Below are 26,006 nucleotides of genomic sequence, written 5' to 3'. Positions count from 1 at the left end.
AGATCGCGGTGAATAGCCTCTGAGCATGTCCCGCGTCGCATCCCTGCTCGAGCAGCTCGGCCTGGTCCTTCCTCAGCCGGCCACCCCTCCGCCGTGCTTCGCCTTCTCCTCCGAATGGGCGAGGGCGCGTGGCAACAGGGTGTGCGTCTCGGGCCATTCTGCTCAGACCGCTGACGGCGTGCTCGCCGGGCCTTTCGGGAAGGTTCCCTCCGAGGTGCCGCTGGATGCCGCGACCGAGGCCGCGAGGGCGACCGTGCTCTCCGTGCTCGGCAGCGTCAAGCGTGCGATCGGGGACCCCAACCGGAACTCGGCCTGGCTCACCGTGACGGGGATGGTGAACGCCGAAGCCCTCCACGGTTGTCGCGGCGTACGGTGTTCGTCGGGGCGCACAGTGTTCGGGGCGCCGTGACGAAGAAGATGCGCCGTGACGGGCCAGGAGACCGCGGCATCGATTCGGCGGCATCTGCGCCGTCTGGAAGACTGGGCCCCCGTGGCCGGTGGTCATACGGTGAGAGAGGGCACCCGGCATGAGCCTGGTTCGACTGAATGACGTCAGCGTTCGATTCGAGAACACGCAGATCCTCCGGGAGGCGTTCTTCCGTCTCGAGAACACCGACAGGGTCGGCCTGATCGGCCGGAACGGCTCCGGCAAGACGACGCTCCTGAAGCTCGTGCTCGACCAGGTGCAGCCGCACTCGGGAACGGTCGCCGTCGACCCCGACACCCGTATCGGCTATTTCTCGCAGTTCTCCGAGCTCGCCGGCGAGAAGACCATCGTCGAGGTGCTGGACGCGCTCTTCGTCGAGGTGCACGCCGTGGAAGACGAGCTCGCCGCGATCGACGCGGCGATCGCGGCCGATCCGTCGGGCGGCCCCGAGCTCGACCGGCTCATCGAGCGGCAGGCGGAGCTCTTCGCCGAGATGGACAGGCTCGACGGCTGGGACTACCCGCGGAAGATCGATCAGGCGCTCACGACGCTCGGCTTCACGGAGGCGCACCGCACGTGCGCGATCGACGAGCTCTCCGGAGGCTGGCGCAACCGCGCGGCGCTCGCGAAGATCCTGCTCGAAGACCCCGATGTGCTGCTGCTCGACGAGCCCACGAACTTCCTCGACGTCGCGGGCGTGGAGTGGCTCGAATCCTGGTTCCGCGACTTCGGCGGGGCCGCGATCATCGTCTCGCACGACCGCAAGTTCCTCGACGCCGTCGCGACACGGATCATCGAGGTCGAGAACTACCATCTGCACGAGTACCCGGGCAATTTCGGCGAGTACGTCATCCAGAAGCAGTTCCGGCTCAAGACACTCGAGCAGCAGTTCGTGCACGAGTCCGAGCTGCTGGCCTTCGAGGCCGAGGGGATCGCCGACCGACGAGAGGCGGCGAAGGCCGCGGGCAAGAGCCTCGGCAAGCAGCTCGCGGGCATCAAGAAGTCGCGCGCGCCGCGACCCGTCGACCAGATCATCACCGAGATCTACGACGGGCTGCACGTCAAAGACGTGCTCTGCCGCGTCTCGGGCCTCGGCAAGTCGTACGGCGACCGCACGCTGTTCGCCGGGCTCGACGTCGAGATCCGGCGGGGCAACCGCATCGTGGTCCTCGGCGCCAACGGAAGCGGCAAGAGCACGCTGCTGCGTGTGCTGACCGGTGAGGAGAAGGCGGATGCCGGGGACGTCTCGTGGGCGTCCGGGGCGAAGGTGGTCTCGTACAACCGGGTTCTCGAGGAGCTCGACGACGGCGACACCGTCACTCACGCCGTGAACGCCATGCCCGACAGCCTCGCCCTCACGGCGACGCGCAAGTCGGTGGGCCGGTTCCTCTCGATGTTCCAGTTCTCCGAGGCCGACCTGAAGAAGCGCATCCGCGAGCTCTCGGGCGGGCAGCGCGCCCGTGTCGCCATGGCCCAGTGCCTGCTCTCGGGCGCCTCGGTGCTGCTGCTCGACGAGCCGACCAACCACCTCGACCTCGCGAGCACCCAGGTCATGGAGCGGGCTCTCGTGCACTTCCCGGGTGCGGTCGTCGTCGTGAGCCACGACCGCTTCTTCACCGACAAGATCGCGACGCGGATGCTCGTGTTCGGCGTCGACGGCGCGGAGCCGGGAGCGATCGAGGTGCGCGCCGCCTAGTCGTGGTCAGCGGCCGAGCGCCGCTCGGTCAGGCGCCCTCACCGCGTGGCTCCGCGCGCTTCGGCTGCCGGATCGTGCACGACCAGCACCGGGCAGTGCGCGTGCTCGGCGCACTGCGAGCTGACGGAGCCGAGCAGCAGGCCGGCGAACCCGCCGTGGCCCCGGCTGCCGACGACGATCAGATCGGCCGAGGCGCTCTCGTCGATCAGGACGAGGGCCGGCGAGCCCTCCCTGGTCGCCGCGGTGAACCACTCGGGTCGAACCGGCCCGAACACGGCTGTCGCGACCTGCTCCACGATCTGTCGAGCGTCACCCTCGGGCGACCATTCGACGGGTACCGGCGTGTACGAGATCGGGTAGCTCCACACGGTGACGGCCTTGACGGAGGAGCCGAACTTCTCGGCGATGCCGATCGCGTGACGGAGGGCCTCGACGGATGCGTCCGATCCGTCGATGCCGACGACGATGCGGGTGTATCCCGCCGCCGTGCCGGGTGTGCTGTCTGAGGTGTCCATGACTCCAGCATCCGGTCTCCGGGCCCGCGGCGCAGGGACCAAAGTCCCTCGCCACGACGATCTCGGCGGCTAGCGTGGCGTCGGAAGGGAGCACACCCCATGACGCGTAATCCGTATCTTCGAGCAGAGCCGCCCGTTGCGCCGCCCACCGGCATCCGGGCACTCGACCGGGCGGAGTGCTGGCGGCTCCTCGAATCGGCCGAGGTCGCCCGGCTCGCCGTCGTCGACGAGCAGGGGGCCGACATCTTCCCGATCAACTATCTCGTCAACGACGGCTCGCTGTTCTTCCGCAGCGCGCCGGGGACGAAGATCGTCAGTCTGACCGAGCATCCGAGCGTGGCCGTCGAGATCGACGGGGCCGACGAGCGGGAACGGTGGAGCGTGGTCGTGCGCGGGGAGGCGCACCGGCTCGACGATGACACCCTCATCGGGGAATCGGGTGTGCAGGGGCTGCAGACGATGACGAGCTCCGACAAGTGGAACTATTTCGAGATCGTCCCGCGCACGGTCACGGGCATCCGATTCCGCCGCGGCTGATCGTGAGCGGCCGCGGCGGACGCGATCCCGGGGAGCGGCCTGCTCCGGCTAGCCGTGGCGGGGCTTGCGCGGAGGCCGGTCGTCTCCGTAGCTGACCGGGCCGCCGCGGTCGGGGCGCAGCTCGATGAGCTTGCCGCTGATGCGGGTGCCCTCGAGCTTCTCGAGCACCTCGTGGGAGAGGTTCGACGGCAGCTCGACGAGTGAGAAGTCGGGGCGGATCTGGATGGCGCCGAAGTCCTCGCGGCTCAGCCCGCCCTCGTTCGCGATCGCGCCGACGATCTGGCGGGGCTCCACGCGGTGCCTCCTGCCGACGGCGATCCGGTAGGTCGCCAACGAGGCGCTGGGGCGCACACGGCGCTCACTCGACGCCGGGCGATCGGAGCGGTCGAAGCGATCCTCGCGGCCGCCCCGCTCCCGAGCACCGTGCCGGTCGCCGTGGTCACGATCGCCGCGGTCGCGGTCTCCCCGGCTGCGCTCGTCGCGGTCGCGCTCACGGCGCTGCGCCCGCTCGTCCTCCGCCGAGAGCAGCAGGGGGGTCTCGCCCTGGGCGACGACGGCCAGTGCGGCCGCGACATCCACCTCGGGCACGTCGTTGTGCTCCATGTAATGGCGGATGATGTCGCGGAAGCGCTCGATGCGGTCGGTCTGGCCGAGGGCATCGGTGATCGCGTCGTCGAAGCGTGCGAGACGCGTGGCGTTGACATCGTCGACGCTCGGGAGGTGCATCTCGGTGAGCGGCTGGCGGGTCGCCTTCTCGATCGCGGTGAGCAGGCGGCGCTCGCGCGGGGTCACGAAGCTGATGGCGTTTCCGCTGCGGCCGGCTCGGCCGGTGCGCCCGATGCGGTGCACGTACGACTCGGTGTCGATCGGGATGTCGTAGTTGACGACGTGGCTGATGCGATCGACGTCGAGGCCGCGGGCCGCGACATCCGTCGCCACCAGGATGTCGAGCTTGCCCGACTTGAGCTGGTTCACAGTGCGCTCGCGCTGTGCCTGGGCGACGTCTCCGCTGATGGCCATGGCCGAGTATCCGCGGGCCCGCAGCTTCTCGGCGAGCGTCTCGGTCTCGTTCTTGGTGCGGACGAAGACGATCATGCCCTCGAAGTTCTCGACCTCGAGGATGCGCGTGAGCGCGTCGACCTTCTGCGGGTACGACACGACGAGGTAGCGCTGGGTCGTGTTCGCCGAGGTCGTGGTCTTGTTCTTGACCGTGATCTCTTCAGGGTCGTGCAGGTACTTCGCCGAGATCCGGCGGATCTGCGCGGGCATGGTGGCTGAGAACAGCGCGACCTGCTTGTCGTCGGGGGTGTCGGCGAGGATCGTCTCGACGTCTTCGGCGAAGCCCATCTTGAGCATCTCGTCGGCCTCGTCGAGCACGAGGTACTTGAGCTCGGAGAGGTCGAGGGTGCCCTTGTCGAGGTGATCCATGATGCGGCCGGGCGTGCCGACGACGACATGGACGCCGCGGCGCAGCGCGGAGAGCTGAACGCCGTAGCCCTGGCCGCCGTAGACGGGCAGAACCCGCACGCCGCGCAGATGGGCGGCGTACTTCTCGAACGCCTCGCAGACCTGGAGGGCGAGCTCGCGGGTCGGCGCGAGCACGAGCGCCTGCGGGCTCTTCTGCGCCAGGTCGAGGCGCGAGAGGATCGGCAGTGCGAATGCGGCCGTCTTGCCTGTGCCCGTCTGGGCGAGGCCGACGACATCGCGGCCGGCGAGGAGGGGAGGGATCGTCGCGGCCTGGATGGCGGAGGGGGTCTCGTATCCGACGTCTTTCAGTGCCTTGAGCACCGCGTCGTCGAGCCCGAGCTCCGAGAAGGTCTGGCCGGCGAGGGGAGCCTCGGGCTCACTGGGCGCGGTCGTGTCTGTAGGAGCCATACGCCAACGGTAGTCGTTCGGCGGCGGATCGGCGCCCAGGCTTCCTCCGTCGCCTTGGATATCCACCGGAGGAAGAGGAGCAGGATCGCGACGCCCTCCGACCGAAACACGGGCGAAACGAGCCGTTCCTAGACTGTGCGTATGCCTGTGACGAACGCTCACGCCTCGTCCGAGTGGAGACGGTTCGCCGCCGGCTCGGTGGAGCGGAGGATGCTGGCCGCGATGAGCGACGAGTGCGGGGTCGAGTTGCGCCCGCGGCCGCTCGTGCTGGCGGGCAGCCGTGTCGAGGTGGAGGGGATCGACGCCGACGGGCGGATCGTCGTTCAGCTCGTCGCCAACCAGGGTGCCTACAAGCCGTCCTACCGCAACAAGGTCATGGCCGATCTCTTCAAGCTGCTCTGGTTGCGCGAGAGTGTTCCGAACGCGGAGCGCGCGGTGCTCGTGGTCACCCGGCTCGTCGTGCAGGCGCTGGGCGGATGGGTGGCCGTGGCCGCGGTCGATCTCGGCATCGAGGTGTACGTGTTCGACGGCGAACGGGTGGAGCGGCTGCGCAGCGAGAGTTAACGTGCGTGCAATCTGCACATGCGGTTTCGCGAAACATGGCCGGGGTAGCGTCATAACCCAAGACGCGGATTCCGCGTGGCAGACATCGAACTCGCTACGCACGCTCTCCGCCATATAAGAGCAGACACTCGTGTCCGCAGACGGTATGGAGGGTGTGTATGGCGACGCCAGCTGTTGAATTGAGCTCGGTCGGCAAGGTGTACGGCTACGGATCATCGGGGATGATCGCCCTGAGCGACGTCGATCTGTCGATCGAGCCGGGCCGTTTCGTGAGTCTCATCGGGCCGAGCGGATGCGGCAAGTCCACGCTCCTGCGCATCGTCGCCGGCCTCGAGACGGCCGACCGGGGCACGGTTCGTGTGCACGACGTCAGCCCGGACGAGGCCTGCGCGGCGAAGCTCATCGGGCTCGTGCCGCAGTCGCCGGCGCTGCTGCCGTGGCTCTCGGTGCTGGGCAACGTCACCCTCCCGCAGAAGGTCAACAAGGATGCGGGCAAGCGCCGCGAGCGGATCGGCGACCTCGCCGAGCGAAGCGGTGGACGTGTGCAGCCCGACATGATGGAGCTCTTGAGACGAGCCGGGCTCGAAGACGCCGTCGACAAGCTCCCCGCTCAGCTGTCGGGCGGGATGCAGCAGCGCACGGCCATCGTGCGGGCCTTCGGGCTGCAGCCGGACGTGCTGCTGATGGACGAGCCCTTCTCCGCCCTCGACGAGTTCACCCGCGAGAGCCTGCAGGACCAGCTGCTCGACCTGTGGGATGAGCTGAAGACGACGGTGCTGTTCGTCACCCACTCCGTCTCGGAGGCGGTGCGGATGTCCGACGCCGTCGTGGTGATGGCCCCGCGCCCCGGTCGTATCGTCGACGTGATCGACATCGAGCTGCCGAGGCCTCGGAATCAACGGCTCTTCGCCGAGCGGCGGTTCCACGAGTACGAGGATCTGATCAGGGATCGGCTGCACAGCGCCTGGCGATCCACGGATGCGGCGTGAGGCGGGCGGAGATGAGCGTCGCAACGGAACGAGTCACCGTGTCATCCACGACCACCGTCGAGCCGGCCGCAGAGCCCTCGCGGTTCAGCCTCAGACATCCCCGATCGCGCATCGGCTGGATCCGCCCCCGCGTCTGGCTTCCCCTCGTGGTCATGCTCGCCGTTCTCGCCGGGCTGTGGCAGTGGGGCGCGGCGGCGATGCCGTATCTGCTGCCTCCGTTGCCGGCGATCGGCGAGTCGCTCTCGAGCAATCTCGGGTACTACCTGAGCAATGCGCTCATCACCCTCGGAGAGGCGGTCGCCGGCCTTGCGATCGGTTTCGTCGCGGCCTTCGTCGTCGCGGTGCTGATCAGCGAGCTGCCCATGGCGCGCCGAGCGATCATGCCCATCGCCGTCGTGCTCAACGTGACGCCGCTGGTCGCGATCGCTCCGGCGCTCGTGGTGGCGTTCGGCTTCGGACCCCTGCCGAAGCTCATCATCACGGCGCTCATCTGCTTCTTCCCGATCCTGATCAACACGGCGGTCGGCCTGCGCTCGGTTCCCCAGCAGGTTCTGCAGGTCTACAAGACCATCAAGTCGTCGCGGCTGGAGCTTCTCGTGCACCTGCGCATCCCGAACGCGCTGCCGTACCTCTTCGCGGCGCTGCGGATCGTGTTCCCGCTGTCGATCATCGGCGCCGTCGTCGCCGAGCTCTCGGCGTCGGGATCGACCGGAGGGCTCGGCACCGTCATCAGCGTGGCCTCGTCGATGAACCAGCTGGCCGTGGTCTACGCCGCGATCTTCGTGCTCGCCGTGATGGGCGTGCTGCTGCTGGGCATCGTCACCCTCGTGGAGCGCCGCGTGCTGCACTGGCACGCGAGCTCGACCGACTAGGCGTCGGCCCACCCCGATCGTCCGCACGAGCGGGAGCCGAAGGCCCCCTCGATCCTCCGATGCGATGCATCGGCTTCGCCCACCCCACCCCACCGCACCCCCTGCACCCGCCATCCCTGAAGGAGTGTCCCATGCAACACCGTCTCATCCAGACCGGTCTCGCCACCCTCGCCGCCACCGTGCTCACGCTCGGCATGGCCGCGTGCAGCTCCGGTTCCGCCGAAGGGTCGAGCGCCGGCTCGGCCATATCCTCGGAGCGCTGCGAGGAGAACAAGGCCGCAGGCACGATCTCCTACCTCTCCGGCTATCAGTTCCAGTCCTCGGCATCCATCCTCGAGTACATCGCGGCCAGCAAGCTCGGCTACTTCGACGATCTCTGCCTCGACGTGGAGCTCAAGCCGGGATCGGGCGACACAGCCCAGAACACCAAGCTCCTCGCCAGCGGACAGGCGACCGTCTCCGCGATCTCGCAGCAGGACCTCATCCAGGCGCAGGCGAACGGCATCGACATCGAGGGGATCTCGTCGTACTCGAACGCGGGGCTCGACATCCTCATGACCAACCCCGACATCACCGAGCTGACCCAGCTCGACGGGCAGGTCGTCGGGCACAAGGGCTACGTTCCCGCCGCCGTGCAGGCGATGATGGTCGACGCGGGCGTGGACTGGGACTCGCTCACCCTCGTCAAGGAGGGCTATGACCCCTCGGTGCTGCCACGCGAGCAGGACGGCCTCGCGGCGCTCACGGGCTTCATCTCCAACGAGCCGAACCAGCTCAAGGCAGCGGGTGACGATGTCACGGTGTGGCAGCCGGTCGACTACGGCATCCCGAGCTCGCTGGGCGCCATGGCCGTGAACCCCGCCTTCGCCGAAGCCCACCCCACGGCGGTGCAGGATGTGCTGCGCGCGGCCCTGCACGCCTACGACTTCTGCTCCTCCAGCGACGAGAACGCGAAGCAGTGCGTCGGCTACGCGGCCGAGCTGTCCGGCGGCGCGACGTACGACACCGAGCTGAACACGACGATCTGGAAGACCGAGACCCAGGTGGCCGAAGACAACCCGACACCGGGCCAGCCGTTCGGCGGCATCGATCCCGAGAACGTGAGCAAGCTCGTGGACATGCTGCACCAGTTCTCCATCGTGCCGCCCGAGGTCACCGCGGAGGAGGCCGCCGGCTGGTTCGACGACTCGTACATCCAGGCGATCTACGACGGCGACGAGCTCATCTGGCCGGCGCCGTAGTCACCGCACCCGATCACCGGATCCGACGAACCCCGAACCCCACCGAAAGGCCAGCACGATGCCAGCGAAAGACTACGGAATCTTCCTCCCGATCGGGAACGGGGGATGGATGCTCTCGACCACGGCCCCGCACCCGGAGGCCAGCTACGAGTGGAACAAGCGCGCGGCCGTGCACGCCGAGGAGATCGGACTCGACTTCATCATGTCGATGGCGAAGTGGCGTGGCTTCGGGGGCGCGACCGACCACTGGGGCCGATCGCTCGAGTCCATGACCCTGATGTCGGCGCTCGCCGCGGTGACCAGCCGGGTCAAGATCTGGGCGACCATGCACGCGAACGTGCACAACCCGGCCGTCGCGGCCAAGATGTACACCACTCTGCAGGACATCTCGGGCGGGCGGGCCGGCATGAACATCGTCAACGGCGCCTACGCCGCCGAGTTCGAGCAGTTCGGCATCTGGGATCCGGAGCTCAGCCACGCCGATCGCTACGCGATGACCGAGTTGTGGACGGAGGCGGTCACCCGGCTGTGGAGCGAGGACTCCGTGACCATGCGCACCCCGTACTTCGACCTCGTCGACTGCGAGTCCCGCCCGCACCCGGCCACCCGGCCGACGATCATCAGCGCGGGCAAGTCGGAGGACGCGCGGGCGTTCCAGGCCCGCTTCGCCGACGGAGCCTTCCTCGCCGGCGACAGCCTCGCCGAGATGACGGAGCTGTCGCGCGACGTGCACGAGCGCGCCGCGGCCAACGGCCGGGTCTGCAAGACCTATTCGATGCTCACGATCGTGCAGGCGGAGACGGACGCCCTCGCCGAGAAGAAGGTGAAGGAGTGGGGCGACGGCGTCGATCGCGAGGCGCTCGCCCTGATGCGCGCGTCGTGGGGGGTCCCGGAGAAGCAGGCCCGCGCCTGGGCATCGGACGCCGAAGGCGAGGCCGCGTTCCAGACCGCCTATGTCGCGGGCTCCGCCGACACCGTCACCGAGCACATCCAGTACATCGTCGGCGAAGCCGATCTCGACGGGCTCATGCTGATCTTCCCCGAGTACGACCAGGACATGGTCCTGTTCGGCGAGACCGTGCTGCCCGCCCTCCGTGCTCACGACGAAGCAGGCATCCTGTGACGTCGCTCAGGCAGGATCAGCTCGCACAGCTCGTCGTGCCCGATCGCACGCCGGCACTCGTCGTCGTCGACGTGCAACGAGACTTCGGAGACCCCGAACGTCTGGGCGCATACGGGCTCGACGACGACGCGCTGACCGAGCTCGATCGCACGGTCACGCGGATCGGCGAGCTCGTCGACGCGGCGCGCCGGATCGGAGTGCCCGTGGTGTGGGTGGAGCTGGGAAGCGATCCCGCGCACCCCTGGAAGGCGAGCAACTGGCTGCGCGAGGGCGACTACGACGCGCCCATGGGCGACTCCGAGCCGTGCGTGATCGGCACCCCCGGGGCCGAGTGGTATCGCATGGAGCCGGCCGCGGGAGAGCTCCGTGTCGTCAAACGCGGCTACAGCGGCTTCCTGGGCACCCGGCTCGACGAGCAGCTGCGGGCCGCCGGATACGGCTGGCTGACGATCGTCGGCCTCACGAGCGAGTGCTGCGTCGACGCGACCGCTCAGGACGCGATGCAGCTGGACTGGCCGGTCGTCGTCCCGCGGGACGCGACCGCGGCCTACGACCTCGCCGTCAACGAGGCCGCCCTGGCGCAGCTCGAGCTGAACGTCGCCGTGCTGTCGGATGCGCACGAGGTCATCGGCCTCTGGGAGCGGGCGATCCGATGAGCGGGATGCACCTGGCCTACGATCTCTCGTTCACGCACACGGAAGGCCGCTGGGCGCAGCCGGGCTCCTGGGTCGGGCAGGACTTCCCCGATGTGCGGATGTACATGGAGGTGGCGCGCACGGCCGAGCGGGCGGGCGTCGACATGCTGTTCTTCGGCGACGGCTCCGGCGTGCCCAGCACCTGGCGCGGAAGCATCGAGCCGGCGGTGGAATGGGGCATTCAATGGCCCCGGCAGGACATGTCGCCGATCATCGCGGCGATGTCGACCGTCACCGAGCACATCGGCTTCGGCCTCACCTACTCGTCGACGTTTATGCACCCGTTCTACGTCGCGCGTCTGCTCAACTCGCTCGACCATGTCACGGGCGGGCGGATCGCCTTCAACGTGGTCGCCTCCAGCCGGGGGGCGGATGCCGCGAACTACGGGTACACGGAGCTCATCGACCACGATCTGCGCTATGAGCGCATGGAGGAGTTCATCGGCGTGTGCCGTGCCCTGTGGGACTCGGTGGCACCCGATGCGATCGTTCGCGACCGCGCGACCGGACGCTTCGCCGACCCCGCGAAAGTGCGGGCGATCGATCATGCGGGGCGCTTCTTCACGGTGAAGGGGCCGCTCGCCTCCGCGCCGAGCCCGCAGCTGCACCCGGTCATCGTGCAGGCGGGCAACTCGCCGCGCGGTATCGCCGGCTCGGCGTCGTTCGCCGATCTGATCTTCGGATTCGGCGGGCATCTCGGCGGCCAGCAGCGGCATCGGGCGATGCTCGACGAGGCGCTCGCCGCCGAGGGGCGGGACCCGGCGCACGTCGGGATCCTGTGGGCGACGCAGGTCATCGTGGCCCGCACCGAGCGGGAGGCGCGGGAACGTCGTGACGCGGTCATGAGGTTCTGGACGGATGAGGCGGTGGGCACCATGCTCTCGCACAACTCCGGCTACGACTTCTCCACCCTGCCGGCATCGTTCCGGCTCGGCGAGGTGCGCGATGAGATCGTCGCGGCCAACGCGAGCCCGGCCGGCTTCGTCGGCTCGCTCGTCGCGGAGCTCGGCGAAGACCGCACCCTGAGCAGATCGGAGTTCTTCGAGCACGGCTGGCTCGCCGCGACCGGTCTCGACCACACCGTCGTCGGAGACGCCGCGACCGTCGCCGACGCACTCGAGGAGAACTTCGCGGCGACGGGGTCGCGGGGCGGCTACATGCTCTCGAGCCCGCTCGGGATGCCGGCGGGGCTGGCCGAGATCAGCGAACTGCTCGTTCCGGAGCTGCGTGCGCGCGGCGCCCTCGCCCCTCGGTACCCGGGCGCGACCCTGCGCGAGAACCTGGCGGTGTGAGATGAGGGGCGCGGAGGGAAGGGTGACGATGCGTGCGTGGTTCGCGCTCGGCAGCCTGTGTCTCGGGTTCTTTATGCTGCTTCTCGACAGCACCATCACATCCGTCGCCCTGCCCGCCCTGATGTCGGAGCTGCGCACCACGCAGACCCTCGCGATCTGGGTCAACAGCTCCTACCTGATCGCCTACGCGGTGCCGCTGCTGATCGCGGGGCGGCTGGGCGACCGGTTCGGGGCGCGCCGCGTCTATCTCGCCGGCCTCGCCGCGTTCACGATCGGCTCTCTGCTCTGCGCCCTCGCTCCGACGGTCGAGATGCTGATCGTCTGGCGCGTGCTGCAGGGCGTGGGGGCAGCGCTGATGACGCCGCAGTGCCTGACGATCATCCGCTCGCTCTTCCAGCCTCCGCGTCTCGCGGTCGCGCTCGGCGTCTGGGGTGCCGTCGGCGGCGCGGCGACCGTCGCCGGGCCGCTGCTCGGCGGGTTCCTCGTGGGGGCGTGGGGCTGGCCCGCGATCTTCGCGGTGAACCTGCCGCTGGGGGTGCTGGCGGCCGTCGCGGTGCTCGTGTGGGTGCCGGTCTCGGCGCGCCGCCCGGCCCGGATCCCGGTGTGGGCGATGGCCGGCAACGGCGCGGGCGTCTTCGCGCTCGTGCTCGGGATCCAGGGCACCGATTCATCCTCGGCCGTCGTCGCGGGCGTTCCCCGCTGGCTGTGGTCGTTGGTCGGCGTTCTGCTGGTCGTCGTCGTGGTCTGGGCGCAGCGGCGGTCGCGCGAGAACGCGCTGCTGCCCGTGACCCTGTTCCGCAGCCGTGGTTTCGTCACGGCGTCGTGGGGCGCCGCGGCTGCGGCCTTCGTCGTGGGCTCCGCCCCCATCCCGCTGATGCTCGCCCTTCAGGACGCGCGCGGACTCGACGTCGTGACGGCGTCGCTCCTGATCGTGCCGATGGGGGTCGTATGCCTTCTCGCCGCACCGTTCTCGGCCTGGCTCAACAACACCGTCGGCATCCGCGTCGTGGCGCTCATCGGCGCGGCCGCGCTCGTCGTCTCGATCGGCGGCACGGGTGCTCTGGTGTCGGCCGATGCGCCGCTCTGGGCGATCTCGGCGGTGTTCGCGGTGTTCGGCGTCGCCAACTCCTTCGTCTGGTCGCCGTTCTCGATCGCCACCGTGACGACCGTTCCCCGCGACTCGGTCGGAGCGGCGTCCGGTGCGTTCAACGGCATGAAGCAGCTCGGCGCGGTGCTCGGCAGCGCGGTCACGGCGGTCGTGCTGGCTGCCGCGACGAATGCCGGGGCCCTGCTGGTACTCGCCGCCGTGGGGCTCGTCAGCGTGCTGGCCGCCGCGCTGCTGCCGGGGCGCTCCTCTGCCGATCACACGCGGAAGGATGCCGATGACCTCGCCCTCGCGCCGTTGACCGGGGTCGTGGTGGCAGGCGAAGGGGCCGGGCACGGGCTGGGCTACCCGACCGCCAACATCGCGCTCGAACCGCCGGCGCCGACGCCGGCCGACGGTGTGTACCTCGGGCGCTTCCGCGTGCAATCCTGGGGATCGTCACGGCCCGCTCTCATCTCGATCGGCTCCAACGAGACCTTTCCGGGGCGAGAGCACACCGTCGAGGTGCACGTGCTCGACTTCGACGGCGACCTGTACGGACAGCGGGCGGAGCTCGTCCCCGGCGAGCTGATCCGTCTGCAACGGGCTTTCGCCGACGCGGGGGAGCTCATCGACGCGATGCGGAAGGACGAGAGCGACGCACGGTCGCGACTCGCGGAACAACGAGAAGAACGGACGAAGGTCGCCTGATGGTCACGGCAGCAATCATCGTGGGAAACCCCAAGACCGGCTCGCGCACGCGCGACGCCGCGGAACGGCTCGCGGCGGCCCTCGGCGCTGAGACCGTCGTCATCGAGGTCGCCGAGCTGGGCGCGGGTGTGCTCGGCTTCGGCGACCCCGTGGTGGCGGAGGCCGTGGCACGGGTGCAGGCCGCCGAGCTCGTGATCGCGGCATCCCCGACGTACAAGGGCACGTACACGGGCCTGCTCAAGGTCTTCCTGGACCAGTTCGCGACCGGTACGGGGCTCGCCGGCCAGGTCGGCATCCCGATCATGCTCGGCGCCGGTCCCGCTCACGCCCTGGCGCCGGAGCTGACGCTCAAGCCCGTGCTCGTGGAGCTCGGCGCGATCTGCCCCGCGCAGGGGCTGTACCAGCTCGACTCGCGGTACGCCGCCGACGATTCGCTCACGGCGTGGGTCGATCGCTGGGGCGAGGCCGTGCACGCCTCGGTGCGGGAGAGGTGAGCAGGATGTCTCTCATCCACGAGTTCACCTCCGACCCGGCCGAGATGTCGGCCGCGTTCTCGGGCTTCCCCTCCGGTGTCGCAGCCCTCGCCGCGATGGTCGAGGGCGAGGCGGTCGTGATGATCGCGTCGTCGTTCTCGGTCGGGGTCTCCTACGAGCCCCCCATGGTCTCGTTCGCGGCGCAGAAGACCTCCAGCACCTGGCCCCTGCTCGCGAGCGCGCCGACGATCGGCGTGTCGATCCTCGGCGAGGGCCACGCGGAGTCGACCCGCCAGCTCGCATCGCGCGACAAGCACAATCGCCTTCGCGGTGTCGGGCGCACGGAGACGGCCTCCGGGGCCGTCTTCCTCGAGGGCTCGCCGACCTGGCTCGAATGCGTCGTCGAACACGTCTACCCGGCGGGAGACCACGACATCGTCGTGTTCCGTGTGGTGGCGATGCTGAGCGACGAGCTGCCGGCTCCGCTGGTGTGGCACCAGCGCCAGGTCAAGATGCTGCCGGGCTAGCGTACGCGGTCAGGCGCGAGCCACGCGCAGGGCGCTGAGCACGTCGACGAGCGCGTCGTCGTCGCCGACGTTGCCCGGCACGACGACGTAGAGGCGTTCGGAGCCCTCGGGCGTGCGCAGCGACCAGACCGACACACCGGGCAGGACTTGGCCTAGCACTCGGGCGGTGTTCGCGCCGAGGCCCAGACGCGCCACCTCCGCCGAGGTGATCCCGCCCTTCGACACGACGATCTCGGCGTCACCGCGCAATCGCGAGACCGCCGCGGTCACCGCCGACATCACCCGCTCGCCGTGATCGAGCAGTCCGTGCTCGGGGCGGCGGATCCGTTCGCTCGCGAGGGCGGCGAAACCGGTGCTCGAGAGCGCGGATCCGACGAGCTCGGCGACCCGCTCGCCCTCGGCCAGCGGGTCGTCGAGCGCACGTTCGGTGTCGATGATCGCGGCCGGGCCGTGATCGGCCTCGACACGGGCGAGCTGCCGGCCGGCTGCGGCGGTGTGCGATCCGCACACGAGAAGAGTGGGCCGGGCCTGCGGCACGAGAGGGCTCGGGAGCAGCCCGGGGCTCGTGACGCCTGCGATCGCGGCCGCGAGCGGCGAGCCCGAGCGAACGACGACGGAGCGGCCGGCCGAGCGCGCCCGCTCGAGCGCCCGCGCGATCCGGACGACGTCGTCGTCGGTCTCGACGTCGGGGATCACGACCGTGCCGGGAGCCGCCGTCACGAGCGTTCTGCGTAGTCTCTCCTCGGCATCCGCCCCGGTGCCGCGCACCGACACGGCAGCCCGTGCCGACTTCTCGGCGACGTAGTCGGGAAGGTACGAGGCGCCGAACGGGAACACGGGGTCGTCGGCGAACTCGGTCAGGTGGGCCTGGACATCCACGCCGTCCAGCCGCACGTAGTGCACGCCGTCGCGGGTGCGACGGCCGCCCGCCGGAAAGGCCGGCACGAACAGCACGACGGAGTCGGCCTCGGTGAACACGTCGATCTCGGCGAAGACGTGCCCGCGAAGCGTCGAGTCGCCGCGGAGCACGAACTGAACGGAGTCGCCGAGCCCGCGTGCGGCCTCGACCGCCGCCTCGCGCAATCGCACCAGGAGCGCCACGGCCCGTGCCTGCGGCATCGCGCGGGTGTTCGTGAGCACATAGACGCTCTGCGCCTTCGCGAGGGCGTCCGCGAGCGTCCGCGGGTTCGCGTCGAGCACGACGTCGACCCCTGACGCGGACTGCGTGCCGGTCGGGTCGTCGTCGAAGACGACGGTTCTCGTCATCGGGTCGCGCCGTCGGCCCGTGCGGTGACGACGTCCGAGGGCGCAGGGTAGGTCTCGATGACGCGGGAGTCGTCGCTCGAGCCGAGTCCGAGCTCCCTGGCTGCCAGGAAACGACGGCGTGCGGCGTCGAGCAGCGGCGTCTCCGCCCCCGCCTCGGCCGCCGCCGCCGCCACGAGGCCGGTGTCCTTGACGAAGATGTCGATCTGACTGCGCACCGGGGGATCGCTCATGAGCATCCGCGGGCCGCGGTCCGTCAGCATCCAGGATGCCGCGGCCCCGGTCTCGACGAAGCCGAGGACGGCCGCCGGATCCAGGCCGAGTGAGCTCGCAAGGGCGAGCGACTCCGCCGCCACGGCGATGTGCACCGCGCACAGGTGCTGGTTGATGACCTTGATGGCCTGCCCGTCTCCCACGCGGGCGCCGACGACCCGCACCAGGCCCATCCTCTCGAGGACAGGAGACACCGCGCCGAGGGCCTGATCGTCGCCCGACGCGAAGATGGTCAGCTCGCCGCTCTCGGCCCGGGGGACCCCTCCGGTCACGGGGGCGTCGACGACACGGGCGCCGAGCTCGGTGAGGCGCGCTCCGGATGCGATGGCCGCCTCCGGCCCCACCGTGCTCATGATGACCCAGTGCTGAGCTGCCGCCCGCTCCGCGAGCACCTGGGCGACGAGGTTCTCGAGCTGGGCGGGTGTGGCGACCATCACGACGACGACGGGGGCGACGGGCGCCTCCCCGAGGGAGGGCACCGCGAGGATCCCCTCATCTCGGGCGCGCTCTCGGGCGTGCTCCGAGGGGTCCACGCCGCCGACGCGGAGCCCCGAGCGGGCGAGCTGGCTCGCCATCGGAAGCCCGATCGCGCCGAGCCCGATGAAGGTGACGTCTGGGGAGAGGGAGGAGGTAGGCATATCAGGGCCTCGCTTTTCGTCGTTGTGGTCAGTGGGAGTCGGGGAAGCCGAGGCGTCGCCAGTCCTCGAAGTGCTCGCGCATGGCTTGCCGCGCGCGGTCGGGATCGTGGGCGGCGATCGCGTCGACGATCGTGTAGTGCACCTTGTCGGTCTTGCGGATGCCGTCCGCGTCGGGTTCTTCGACCTCGATCGCGAGCTGGCGGCGGTACTGGATGGTCTCGTGCAGCACGTGGCTCAGACCGGCTTCGAGGAAGCGGAAGATCGGGTTGTCGATGATGTCGGTGAGCTCTGAGTGGAACCGGACGTCGGCTTCGAGCGCCGCGTCGTAGTCGCCGGCGCGCGTCGAGGCGATCATCGTGTCGACGAGCTCTCTGAGCGCGGCGATCTGCTCGTCGCTCGCCCGCTCCGCCGCGCCGGCTGCGACCGTCTCCTCGATCATCATCCGGGCTTCGGCGTATTTGTCGTCGTCGATGTAGCCGACCTGGCGGGACACCGTGAAGAAGGTGCGCACGAACTCGTCGTTCGGCATGTGGAGGTAGGAGCCGCGCCCCTGAGTGCGCTCGAGGAACCCGAGGCCGTCGAGGATCGAGAGCTGCTCGCGCAGCGCTCCTCGGCTGATCTGCAGCCGTTCGCCGAGCTCGCGCTCCGGTGGAAGCCGGGCGCCCCTCATCTCGCCCTCTTCGCTCGACAGCGCGAGCAGGCGCTCCACGAAATCCTCGAGTCTCATCTCGGCTGTTCCTCTGCGATCGTCGATGTCAGGCCACGCCGTTGGCGGCGAGGACGAGCCCCATGCGGTGCACAGCCAGCTGCGGGTCCGGCAGCAGCCGGAGCTCGTCCATCATCATGAAGAGGTCCACGAGGTGCAGCACGGAGTGCATCCCCTCGTTGCCGGTGACCATCCGCGCGTGCTCCTGATGCCCGGCGATCCAGGCCGTGAAGACCACACCGACCTTATAACGGGCCGCGGGGGCCTCGAACATCGTCCGCGCGAGGGGAAGCGTCGACTCCATCTGCTGCACGAAGGCCGGCTCGTCGCCGGCGTCGAGTGCCGCGAACGCGGTCGAGGCGATGGGTGCGATCGGGTCGAAGACGCCGAGCAGGCCGTGGCTGTGACGGCCGCCCTCGTCCCGGAGCATCGTGGCGTAGTCGTAGTCGTCGCCCGTGAAGACCTTGACCGTCTCGGGCAGGCGCTCGCGGAACTCCCGCTCGAGGGCCTGGTCGAGCAGGCTGAACTTGATGCCGACGAGGTCGTCCTCGTGCTCCTCGGCGAGCCGCACGACGGCATCCATGGAGACGCGCTGGTCCTCGTGCCCCCAGTAGCGGGTGAGGCTCGGATCGAAGGCCGTTCCCAGCCAGTGCAGGATCAGCGGGCGCTGAGCCTTCGTCAGCACCTCGCCGTAGACCTGCAGATAGTCGGCTTCGGAGGAGGCGGCCCGGTGCAGCGCATGGCTCGCACGCAGGATGCCAGCGCCGCCGAGGTCTTCGACGAAGGCCAGCTGCTCCAGGAAGGCGTCCGTCACCTGACGGAGGCTGGGTGCCTGCTCCTCGAGCTGATCGGTGCCGACGCCGCAGGCGATGAGCCCGCCGGTCTCCCGGGCGAGCTCGAGGCTCAGCCGGATGAGCTCCTGGGCCCGCGGCCAGTCGAGGCCGTCGGGGCCTCGCTCGGTGGTGTCCATGGCCTCGGCGATCCCGAGCCCGTACGAGTAGAGGTGGCGGCGGAAGGCGAGGGTCGTGTCCCAGTCGACGGCGGGGCCGCGACCCGGGGTGTAGGCCGCGCGCACATCGGGCACGACGTGCGGTGCGGCGTACACGAGCCGCGAGGTGAACGTCTGCGGATGCCGTGGGCGCTCGAGCGGCTCGTGCATCGTATACACGAGGGTCGATCCATCCGGGCGCGGCAGGCTGATCGTGGATGTTGTCGTGGGCACGGCGCTGTCACCTCATCTGTCTGGCTGCGAGGGGATGTCGCTGTCGCTGGTGCTCGGCCCCGCGCCGGGATCTCCGCCCGACGGGGTTCCGGGCGACGGCGCCGCGTCGGCTTCGACGTGTGCGCCGAGTCCGAGTCGATTGTTCGACATCTCTCGCCACAATTGGTTGTACCAATGGAACACTATGGGCGAAGTGCGGGACTGTCAACGAGGAAGTGCGGGACTGTCAACGAGAGGGAAGAGATCGCATAACTTTTTTCGATTGTCGGCGAAGTCGCGTTGACATGTCGAGCGACAGTGATCTAGCATCCTCTTGCCCGCTATTGGTAGAACCAATTGCGAATCCCATAACGACACAAGGATGTGTAGGCGATGCTAACGACGACAAGCACGACCCCGCCGGGCAAGACCCATGCACCGCGCCCGACGAATCAGAAGAGCCCGAAGAAGGCCAAGCGGCCGGCCGGCAGCGGCTTCCCGTGGTACACGCTGGTCTTCGTCGTGCTGGTGCTCTTCGTGTGGTGGCTGGTCACCGCGCTCGGCCTCGTGCCGGAGTACATCCTGCCCTCGCCGGGTGCGACGCTGCAGGTCTTCATCGAGGAGCCGGGCTACATCGCCGCGAGCACCTGGGTGACCACGTACGAGACCCTCGCCGGCTTCGTGATCGCGGCGGTGGTCGGCGTGCTCGTCGCCATCCTGATGGTCTACTCGCCGACGGTGGAGAAGACGCTCTATCCGATCATCCTGTTCTTCCAGGTCGTGCCCAAGATCGCGATCGCTCCGCTGTTCGTCGTCTGGCTCGGCTTCGGGCCGGCGCCGAAGATCCTCGTCGCCGTGCTCGTCGCCTTCTTCCCGGTCGTCATCTCGGGCCTGGGCGGTCTGCGCTCGATCGACCCCGAGATCCTGCAGCTCACCTCGACCATGGGGGCCTCGCGCTTCAAGACCCTGTTCAAGGTCCGGCTGCCCGCCGCACTGCCCGAACTGCTCTCGGGGCTCAAGGTCGCGGCGACCCTCGCCGTGACGGGTGCCGTCGTGGGTGAGTTCGTGGGGGCCAACCAGGGGCTCGGCTACGTGATCCTGCAGGCGAACGGCAACCTCGACACCGCGCTCCTCGTGGCGGCGCTCCTCGTGATGTCGCTTCTCGGTGTTGTGCTGTTCGTCATCATCGAGGTCGCCGAGCGTCTGCTCATCCCGTGGCACGCCTCGCAGCGCAACCGTTCCCTTCCCCAATTCGGGCAGTAGCCCGTCGGACCGTCCGTCCGTTCCTGTTGCACATTCCGCGTCAAATGAAGTCGAAGGAGACTGAAATGAAATCCACCAACTCACCGCGCCGCTACCGGCGTCTGCTCGGCCTGGTCGCCGCCCCCGTCGCCGCCGCGCTGCTGTTCAGCGGGTGCAGCAGCGGCGGAAGCGAGCCCTCGGGCGACGACTCCGGCGCACCGCTGACCGACGTCACGATGCTGTTGAACTGGCTGCCGATCGGCGAGCACGCGCCGCTCTACTACGGCGTCGAGCTCGGGATCTTCGAGAAGCACGGCATCAACCTCACCATCCAGTCAGGCTCGGGATCCACGAAGACCATCCAGGCCGTCGGCCAGGGGCAGGCGGACTTCGGCTGGGCCGACACCGCGCTGCTCGCGGCGAACATCGACAAGGGCGTGCGCGCGAAGAGCCTGGGCGTCTACCTGCAGCAGTCGCCCGCCGCCGTGCAGGTCTGGGAGGACTCCGACATCACGAAGCCGGAGGACATCGCGGGTCACACGATCGCGGTCTCCGCCGGCGACGGGCCGACGGTGATGTTCCCGTACTACCTCGACGCCATCGGGGTCGACCAGAGCTCGGTCACCCAGCAGAACCTCGACGCGGCGGGCAAGATCTCGGCCGTGCTCTCCGGCCAGGCCGACGGGATGATCGGCTTCGCGAGCGACGCGGGCCCCACCCTCGAAGAGCAGGGCGGCAAGAAGCTCCGCTACTTCTACTACCGCGACGCCGGCCTCACCTGGTACTCGAACGGCCTCATCACGGGTGACGACATGATCGCCGATCACCCCGACACGGTGCAGGCCATGGTCGACGCGGTCTCGGAGTCGTTCGCGGCGGCCGTCGAGGATCCCGAGGCGGCGGCGGCATCGACGACCGGCAAGGACCCGGGATTCCAATCGCCCGAGGTCGTGCTCTCGCAGTGGAAGCAGACGATCGACTTCCTCCACACCGACCGCACCGCAGACGACGCGCCGGGCGTCAACACGCCGGAGGACTGGCAGGACAGCCTCGACCTGCTCGCCAAGGTGGGTCTCATCGAGTCCGCGGGCGACGTCACCAAGTACTACGACGGATCCTTCGCCGACAACGTCGGCAAATAACGCACAAGGAGGACCGGATGTCATACCCCACCATGAACGACACGTCTCTCGCATCGGTCGAGGTCGCCGGGCTCTCGATCGAGTTCTCCTCCAAACGAGGAGACGTCCAAGCCCTCGGCGAGGTCGACCTGACGGCTCGGCCCGGCGAGTTCATCGCCATCGTCGGACCGTCGGGATGCGGCAAGTCGACGCTGCTGAAAGCGATCGCCGGACTCACCGCGCCCACGACGGGCGGCGTCACGCTGCACGGCGAGCCGGTGCGCGGACCCCGTCAGGACATCGGGTTCGTGTTCCAGCGGCCGGCGTTGCTCGAGTGGCGTTCGGTGCGGGGAAACATCCTGCTCCAGGCGGAGATGCGCGGCATGGATCGCGCCACCGCCCGGCAGCGCTGCGAGCAGCTCATCGAGATGACGAGCCTGACCGGCTTCGAGAACGCGCTGCCGCACGAGCTCAGCGGAGGGATGCAGCAGCGTGTGGCCCTGTGCCGTGCGCTGCTGCACCAGCCCGACGTGCTGCTCATGGACGAGCCCTTCGGCGCGCTCGACGCCCTGACCCGCGAACGGATGAACGTCGAGCTCAACCGGATCTGGCGGGAGACCGGGACGACCGTGCTCCTCGTGACCCACTCGGTCGCCGAGGCTGTCTACCTGGCGACGCGTGTCGTCGTGATGAGCCCCCGGCCCGGGCGGATCATCGAGGAGTTCGACGTGCAGCTGCCCGCGGAGCGGGTCTACGCCGATGTCATGCAGGACGAGGCCTTCATCGAGGTCGCCGCGCGAGCGCGCGAGCTCCTGGGCGTCGAGGTCGCGGCCGACTGATGCCCATCACCCGAACTCCGAAGGAAGGCGACCATGTCATCGCGCCTCTCGCTTAATCAGGGCACCGTGCGCACGGCGACGCTGGCCGAAGCCCTCGACGCGTGCGTCGAGGTCGGCGTCGAGTCGATCGGCGTCTGGCGCGACCGGGTGGAGCCCATCGGGTTGGATGAAGCCGCTCGACGGCTCTCGGACTCCGGACTGCGCCTCTCGAGTCTCTGTCGGGCGGTCTTCGTGACGGCTCCGGAAGGACCGGAGCGTCGCGCGGCCATCGACGAGAACCACCGGGCGATCGATGAGACCGCCACTCTGTATGCGGCGGCCGCGGCGGGCTCGACAGCCATGCTCGTGATGGTCGCGGGCCCTCTCGCGCCGGGGGAGCGCGACCTCGCGGCCGCGCGCGGACGGGTGCGCGACGCCATCGGCGAGCTCGAGTCTCACGCACGGGACGCGGGCGTGAGGCTCGCACTCGAGCCGCTGCACCCCATGTTCGCCGCCGACCGCTCCGTCGTCAGCACCCTCGGCACCGCCCTCGACCTGGTCGAGCCGTTCCCGAAGGAGACCGTCGGCGTGATCGTCGACACCTTCCATCTCTGGTGGGACGCGCAACTGGCCGCCGATATCGCGCGGGCGGGCAGGGAAGGCCGCGTCGCGAGCTATCAGGTGAGCGACTGGATCACACCCGTTCCCTCCGACCTGATGCTCGCGCGGGGGATGATGGGCGACGGCCACATCGATTTCGCGACGATCACGCGGTCGGTCGCCGCGACCGGTTTCGACGGCGACGTCGAGGTCGAGATCTTCAACCAGGAGATCTGGGACTCCCCGTACGTCGACGTCGTGCGTCTGATGAGAGAACGATACGACGCCCTCATCGAGCCGTATCTGCGCTCAGACGAGAGCTGAGGCGTGAACGAGCCGGAGCAGGTCGACCTCGTCGTCATCGGTGCGGGGATGTCGGGGCTGCGGGCCGCGTCGGTCGCCGCTCGGAGCCTTCGCGTGCTCGTGCTGGAGAAACTCGACGAGGTCGGGGGATCGGCTCGGCTGTCGGCCGGCATGTTCTGGCTGCCCCCGACGATGGCCGCCTACGACGAGCACGTTCCCCACGGCGATCGCCGTCTGGCCGCCGCTGTGCTCGCGGCCTACGACGACGAGGTGGCGCAGATCCGAGCCAGCGGCGTCTTCGTGGCCGAGGAGCCCCACCGGCAGGTCATGGGATGGGGGCGCGGGTACTCGACCGACATCCGCCCCTATCTGCTGCACATGCGCGATCAGCTGATCGCGCGCGGCGGCACCGTGCTGACGGATGCGGGCGTCACCGAGGTCGAGAGGAGGGGCGGGCATTTCCTCGTGCGCTTCGAGCGCGGGGGAGCGGTCGCCCAGGTCGTGGCCTCCGCGGTCGTTCTCGCGACGGGAGGGTTCCAGGGCTCTGCGGCGTTGCGGGCAGAGCTCTTGCCCCAGGTGGGCCCCGACATCCTCGTCCGGTCGAATCCCGGCAGCCGGGGCGACGGATTGCGATTCGGCCGCTCCCTCGGAGCGGCCGAAGCCGGCGACACCGGATCCTTCTACGGACATCTGATCCCGCATCCGATCGCGAGCTGGAGCCCCGAGCAGTTCTTCCACTACTCGATCTACTTCTCGAGCCACGCCGTGCTCGTCGTCGCCGACGGCCGTCGTGTCTCCGACGAGTCGCGGGGCGACGAGCTGCTCAACCAGGATCTCGCCGGCGTGCCCGGCATGCGCGGTTTTGTGATCTTCGACGAGTCGGTCCGCTCGAGTCACGCCCTGTCGGAGCCGTTCCCGAACTTCGTGAGCCTCGACCGCCTGCGCTACGCGATGGATGCCGGGGCCCGACACGCGGTCGCGCCCACGTTCGAGGAGCTCGCCGATCGGCTGGCCGGGTTCGGGGTCGACCGCGAGCAGCTGCTGCGTACGCTTCGTGGTGACACCACCCGCTCGTTCCTCGCCTCCCGGCTCGAGCGCGCGCCGCTGCCCGAGGCCGGGCAGCTCGCCGAGCTGCGCACGCCCCCCTACTACGCCCTCGAGGTCCAGCCGTCGATCACGTTCACGATGGGAGGGCTCGCCGTCGACACCACGGCCAGGGTGCTGGGCGGCGACGGCGCTCCGATCCCCGGGCTGTACGCGATCGGATGCGACATCGGCGGCCTCTCCAGCTACGGCTACGCCGGCGGGCTCGCGCCGGCGCACATCACGGGCACAGCCGCGGGGCGTGACGCGGTTCGGTATGTGCACTCGGGCAGCGCTCCCGGTGCTGCGGTGGGCTGAGCGCCCGACCGCGATCCCGATCGTCACAGGAAAAAAGGAGCACTCATGCGGGTCGCGTTCATCGGCGTCTCCCACTGGCACACCCCGTACTATCTGCCCGGCGTGATCGGCGAGCCGGACGTGCGACTCGTCGGTGTCGCCGACCCCCGCCCGGGATGGGCGGACGACCTCGCCGCGAAGACGGGGGCGACCGCCTATCTCGACTACCGGCGGATGATCGAGGTGGAGCGACCCGAGCTCGTCTTCGCCTTCGGACGTCATCGCGAGATGGCGGAGCAGGCCGAGTTCCTCATCCGTTCGGGGATCCCGTTCGCGATGGAGAAGCCGACCGGCATCTCCGTCTCCCAGATCGAGGTCAACGAGCGGCTGGCGCGCGAGGCCGGCGCCTTCGTCGCCGTGCCGTTCACGATGCGGATGACCCCCTTCCGCCGGCTCATCGCCGAGCTGTCGCCGGGCGTCGAGATGAGCTACGGGATCTTCCGTCAGATACCGGGCTCGGCGCAGCGCTACCGCGACTGGGGCGCGGAATGGCATCTGCAACGGGCGGAATCCGGGGGAGGGACGACCCTCAACCTCAGCATCCACTACTTCGACCTCGTTCGGGCCTTGGCGCCCTCGGCGGACTGGAGGGTCGCGGGTGCAGCGATCAGCGGCTCCTTCTCGGGTGAGGAGGTCGACGACCTCTCCCTCGTCGTGCTCTCGGCGGGGGACTCGATCGCCTCGATCGAGACGGGCTACCTCCCGAACCCCGTCCCCGAGGTCGTGCTCGAGGTGTGCGCGGGGGACACCTACTATCGCTGGCTGGGGGAGACGCGCACCGTGGTCGCGACCCCTGCCGATGGGCCTCGGGTCGTGATCGACGGCGGAACCGACCAGGCGGAGCTCTATCCCGCCTTCGTGCGCGACGTCATCCGGCGGGTGCGGGAGGGTGAGGGGCCGCAGACGGACCTCGGCGACATGCTCGGGGCCGCGCGGCTCGCAGAGGCCGCGTACCGTCGCGCCGGCGACACCGCGTCGATGAGCTGAGCGTCGGGCGTCGATGAGCTGAGCATCCGGCATCCGTCTACCCGCCGTCCGCGTCGACGGCACAGTGACGCGCTCTCGATTTGCACCATCGATTCGATAGTGCAATACTGCACACCGTGAATGAGAGTGCAACCCTCACGCGGGCGTCCCAGCGCAAGCTGGCGACGGCGTCCCGTCTCACGGCACTGTGCCGGCAGCTGACCGCCGAACGCGGCCTCAACGGCTTCACGATAGAAGAGGTGTGCAGCGAGGTGGGGGTCTCGCGCCGAACGTTCTTCAACTATTTCCCCTCCAAAGAGGATGCCGTGGTCGGCGTCGACGAGGCGGGCGAGACCCGGCGCTTCATCGAGGAGTTCCGTGCCCGTGGTTCGCGAGGATGGCCGGCCGTCATCGACGATCTCGTCGACTTCGCGATCCAGGCCACGAACGCCGCGGGGCTCGGCAGCGCGGAGCACGCCGAGTTCGTGGCGATCCTCGAGCGGGAACCGCGCCTGCTCGCCCGTGTCATCGGCATGGGCCGGGTGCAGGAGCTGAAGCTCGTGAAGCTCGTCTCGGAACGCGAGGGCGTGCCGCTCGACGACCCGCTCGCGCGAGCGGCCGTGGATGTCGCCACCGCCGTCCTGCGCTCCACCGCCGACCGGCTCTCCGACCCCCGTGTCGCCGCCGACTTCGGCGCCGCACTGCTCGACTCGCTCGCCGCCCTCCGTGCGGTGACGGCGCCCGCCGCATCCTGATCCTTCTTCTCCGACGCTCCGCCCTTCCTCCCGATCCACCGCAGCTCGACCCCACCACA

At 69.3% G+C, this 26,006-nt stretch carries 26 protein-coding genes; 20 read left to right on the top strand and 6 right to left on the bottom strand.

The features are described 5' to 3' along the window. Positions 1 to 25: 25 nt before the first annotated feature. Together CLV54_RS07225 and CLV54_RS07220 are read left to right on the top strand one after the other, a co-directional pair. Positions 26 to 409 carry a RidA family protein gene (locus CLV54_RS07225; protein ID WP_100344244.1) on the top strand — a complete coding sequence of 128 codons (384 nt, stop codon included), beginning with the start codon at positions 26 to 28 and terminating at the stop codon, positions 407 to 409. A 118-nt stretch (positions 410 to 527) separates the two neighbouring features. After that, positions 528 to 2,123 carry an ABC-F family ATP-binding cassette domain-containing protein gene (locus CLV54_RS07220; protein ID WP_100344243.1) on the top strand — a complete coding sequence of 532 codons (1,596 nt, stop codon included), beginning with the start codon at positions 528 to 530 and terminating at the stop codon, positions 2,121 to 2,123. Between the two features lie 38 nt (positions 2,124 to 2,161). Here CLV54_RS07220 and CLV54_RS07215 read toward each other — a convergent pair whose 3' ends face one another. Beyond that, a complete protein-coding gene (locus tag CLV54_RS07215) occupies positions 2,162 to 2,638 on the bottom strand; it encodes a universal stress protein (protein ID WP_100344242.1) in 477 nt (158 codons plus the stop codon). Positions 2,639 to 2,737: 99 nt separating this feature from the next. On the opposite strand from CLV54_RS07215, the gene CLV54_RS07210 reads away from it, so the two are divergent. Continuing rightward, positions 2,738 to 3,175 (top strand): pyridoxamine 5'-phosphate oxidase family protein, encoded by a 438-nt coding sequence (locus CLV54_RS07210; protein ID WP_100344241.1) that lies wholly within the window; start codon positions 2,738 to 2,740, stop codon positions 3,173 to 3,175. Positions 3,176 to 3,223: 48 nt separating this feature from the next. Here the strand turns inward: CLV54_RS07210 and CLV54_RS07205 are convergent, their stop codons facing one another. Continuing rightward, positions 3,224 to 5,050, bottom strand: coding sequence for a DEAD/DEAH box helicase (locus CLV54_RS07205; RefSeq protein WP_100344240.1), 1,827 nt, complete (start codon positions 5,048 to 5,050; stop codon positions 3,224 to 3,226). 141 nt (positions 5,051 to 5,191) lie between these two features. On the opposite strand from CLV54_RS07205, the gene CLV54_RS07200 reads away from it, so the two are divergent. The 10 genes from CLV54_RS07200 to CLV54_RS07155 all read left to right on the top strand — a co-directional run bounded on the left by CLV54_RS07200 (position 5,192) and on the right by CLV54_RS07155 (position 14,621). Further along, positions 5,192 to 5,614: a hypothetical protein gene (locus CLV54_RS07200; protein WP_100344239.1), complete on the top strand. Its 423-nt coding sequence runs from the start codon at positions 5,192 to 5,194 to the stop codon at positions 5,612 to 5,614. 158 nt (positions 5,615 to 5,772) lie between these two features. Next, positions 5,773 to 6,603 (top strand): ABC transporter ATP-binding protein, encoded by an 831-nt coding sequence (locus CLV54_RS07195; protein ID WP_100344238.1) that lies wholly within the window; start codon positions 5,773 to 5,775, stop codon positions 6,601 to 6,603. An 11-nt stretch (positions 6,604 to 6,614) separates the two neighbouring features. Then, positions 6,615 to 7,475: an ABC transporter permease gene (locus CLV54_RS07190; protein WP_100344237.1), complete on the top strand. Its 861-nt coding sequence runs from the start codon at positions 6,615 to 6,617 to the stop codon at positions 7,473 to 7,475. A 131-nt stretch (positions 7,476 to 7,606) separates the two neighbouring features. Beyond that, positions 7,607 to 8,716 (top strand): ABC transporter substrate-binding protein, encoded by a 1,110-nt coding sequence (locus tag CLV54_RS07185; protein WP_100344236.1) that lies wholly within the window; start codon positions 7,607 to 7,609, stop codon positions 8,714 to 8,716. 58 nt (positions 8,717 to 8,774) lie between these two features. Then, positions 8,775 to 9,839: an LLM class flavin-dependent oxidoreductase gene (locus CLV54_RS07180; protein WP_100344235.1), complete on the top strand. Its 1,065-nt coding sequence runs from the start codon at positions 8,775 to 8,777 to the stop codon at positions 9,837 to 9,839. Next, positions 9,836 to 10,495, top strand: coding sequence for a cysteine hydrolase family protein (locus CLV54_RS07175; RefSeq protein WP_100344234.1), 660 nt, complete (start codon positions 9,836 to 9,838; stop codon positions 10,493 to 10,495). The genes CLV54_RS07180 and CLV54_RS07175 overlap by 4 nt, the downstream gene beginning before the upstream one ends. After that, complete coding sequence (locus CLV54_RS07170; RefSeq protein ID WP_100344233.1) at positions 10,492 to 11,826, top strand: NtaA/DmoA family FMN-dependent monooxygenase; 1,335 nt, start codon at positions 10,492 to 10,494, stop codon at positions 11,824 to 11,826. The genes CLV54_RS07175 and CLV54_RS07170 overlap by 4 nt, the downstream gene beginning before the upstream one ends. A gap of 28 nt (positions 11,827 to 11,854) precedes the next feature. Next, complete coding sequence (locus CLV54_RS07165) at positions 11,855 to 13,621, top strand: MDR family MFS transporter (protein WP_100344420.1); 1,767 nt, start codon at positions 11,855 to 11,857, stop codon at positions 13,619 to 13,621. After that, the gene (locus CLV54_RS07160; protein ID WP_100344232.1) at positions 13,621 to 14,115 is read left to right on the top strand and encodes an NADPH-dependent FMN reductase; all 495 of its coding nucleotides are present in this window, start codon (positions 13,621 to 13,623) and stop codon (positions 14,113 to 14,115) included. Before CLV54_RS07165 ends, CLV54_RS07160 begins: the two co-directional genes overlap by 1 nt. A gap of 5 nt (positions 14,116 to 14,120) precedes the next feature. Next, entirely contained in the window at positions 14,121 to 14,621 is a 501-nt protein-coding gene (locus CLV54_RS07155; RefSeq protein WP_100344231.1) for a flavin reductase family protein, read from the top strand. 9 nt (positions 14,622 to 14,630) lie between these two features. Here the strand turns inward: CLV54_RS07155 and CLV54_RS07150 are convergent, their stop codons facing one another. The 4 genes from CLV54_RS07150 to CLV54_RS07135 are packed head-to-tail and all read right to left on the bottom strand — an operon-like array spanning position 14,631 to position 18,723. After that, a complete protein-coding gene (locus CLV54_RS07150; protein ID WP_100344230.1) occupies positions 14,631 to 15,887 on the bottom strand; it encodes a four-carbon acid sugar kinase family protein in 1,257 nt (418 codons plus the stop codon). Beyond that, entirely contained in the window at positions 15,884 to 16,795 is a 912-nt protein-coding gene (locus CLV54_RS07145; RefSeq protein ID WP_100344229.1) for an NAD(P)-dependent oxidoreductase, read from the bottom strand. Before CLV54_RS07145 ends, CLV54_RS07150 begins: the two co-directional genes overlap by 4 nt. A 28-nt stretch (positions 16,796 to 16,823) precedes the next feature. Further along, positions 16,824 to 17,522: a FadR/GntR family transcriptional regulator gene (locus tag CLV54_RS07140; RefSeq protein WP_100344228.1), complete on the bottom strand. Its 699-nt coding sequence runs from the start codon at positions 17,520 to 17,522 to the stop codon at positions 16,824 to 16,826. A 28-nt stretch (positions 17,523 to 17,550) separates the two neighbouring features. Then, the gene (locus tag CLV54_RS07135) at positions 17,551 to 18,723 is read right to left on the bottom strand and encodes a DUF993 family protein (protein WP_211294466.1); all 1,173 of its coding nucleotides are present in this window, start codon (positions 18,721 to 18,723) and stop codon (positions 17,551 to 17,553) included. Between the two features lie 372 nt (positions 18,724 to 19,095). On the opposite strand from CLV54_RS07135, the gene CLV54_RS07130 reads away from it, so the two are divergent. The 7 genes from CLV54_RS07130 (at position 19,096) to CLV54_RS07100 (ending at position 25,947) form a co-directional block, all read left to right on the top strand. Beyond that, positions 19,096 to 19,965, top strand: a complete 870-nt coding sequence (locus CLV54_RS07130; RefSeq protein ID WP_100344226.1) for an ABC transporter permease — start codon at positions 19,096 to 19,098, stop codon at positions 19,963 to 19,965. Between the two features lie 65 nt (positions 19,966 to 20,030). Further along, a complete protein-coding gene (locus CLV54_RS07125) occupies positions 20,031 to 21,086 on the top strand; it encodes an ABC transporter substrate-binding protein (RefSeq protein ID WP_100344225.1) in 1,056 nt (351 codons plus the stop codon). Positions 21,087 to 21,103: 17 nt separating this feature from the next. Beyond that, complete coding sequence (locus tag CLV54_RS07120; RefSeq protein WP_100344224.1) at positions 21,104 to 21,904, top strand: ABC transporter ATP-binding protein; 801 nt, start codon at positions 21,104 to 21,106, stop codon at positions 21,902 to 21,904. Positions 21,905 to 21,937: 33 nt separating this feature from the next. Continuing rightward, positions 21,938 to 22,807, top strand: coding sequence for a sugar phosphate isomerase/epimerase family protein (locus tag CLV54_RS07115; RefSeq protein WP_100344223.1), 870 nt, complete (start codon positions 21,938 to 21,940; stop codon positions 22,805 to 22,807). Positions 22,808 to 22,810: 3 nt separating this feature from the next. Beyond that, positions 22,811 to 24,187, top strand: a complete 1,377-nt coding sequence (locus CLV54_RS07110; protein WP_100344222.1) for an FAD-binding protein — start codon at positions 22,811 to 22,813, stop codon at positions 24,185 to 24,187. A gap of 45 nt (positions 24,188 to 24,232) precedes the next feature. After that, the gene (locus CLV54_RS07105; RefSeq protein WP_100344221.1) at positions 24,233 to 25,213 is read left to right on the top strand and encodes a Gfo/Idh/MocA family protein; all 981 of its coding nucleotides are present in this window, start codon (positions 24,233 to 24,235) and stop codon (positions 25,211 to 25,213) included. Positions 25,214 to 25,329: 116 nt separating this feature from the next. After that, entirely contained in the window at positions 25,330 to 25,947 is a 618-nt protein-coding gene (locus tag CLV54_RS07100; protein ID WP_157802864.1) for a TetR/AcrR family transcriptional regulator, read from the top strand. Positions 25,948 to 26,006: the final 59 nt, after the last annotated feature.

Source organism: Compostimonas suwonensis (assembly GCF_002797855.1).
Lineage (GTDB): Bacteria > Actinomycetota > Actinomycetes > Actinomycetales > Microbacteriaceae > Compostimonas > Compostimonas suwonensis.
The sequence above is the reverse complement of the archived record's forward strand: the minus strand, read 5'-3'. Positions and strand labels throughout refer to the sequence as shown.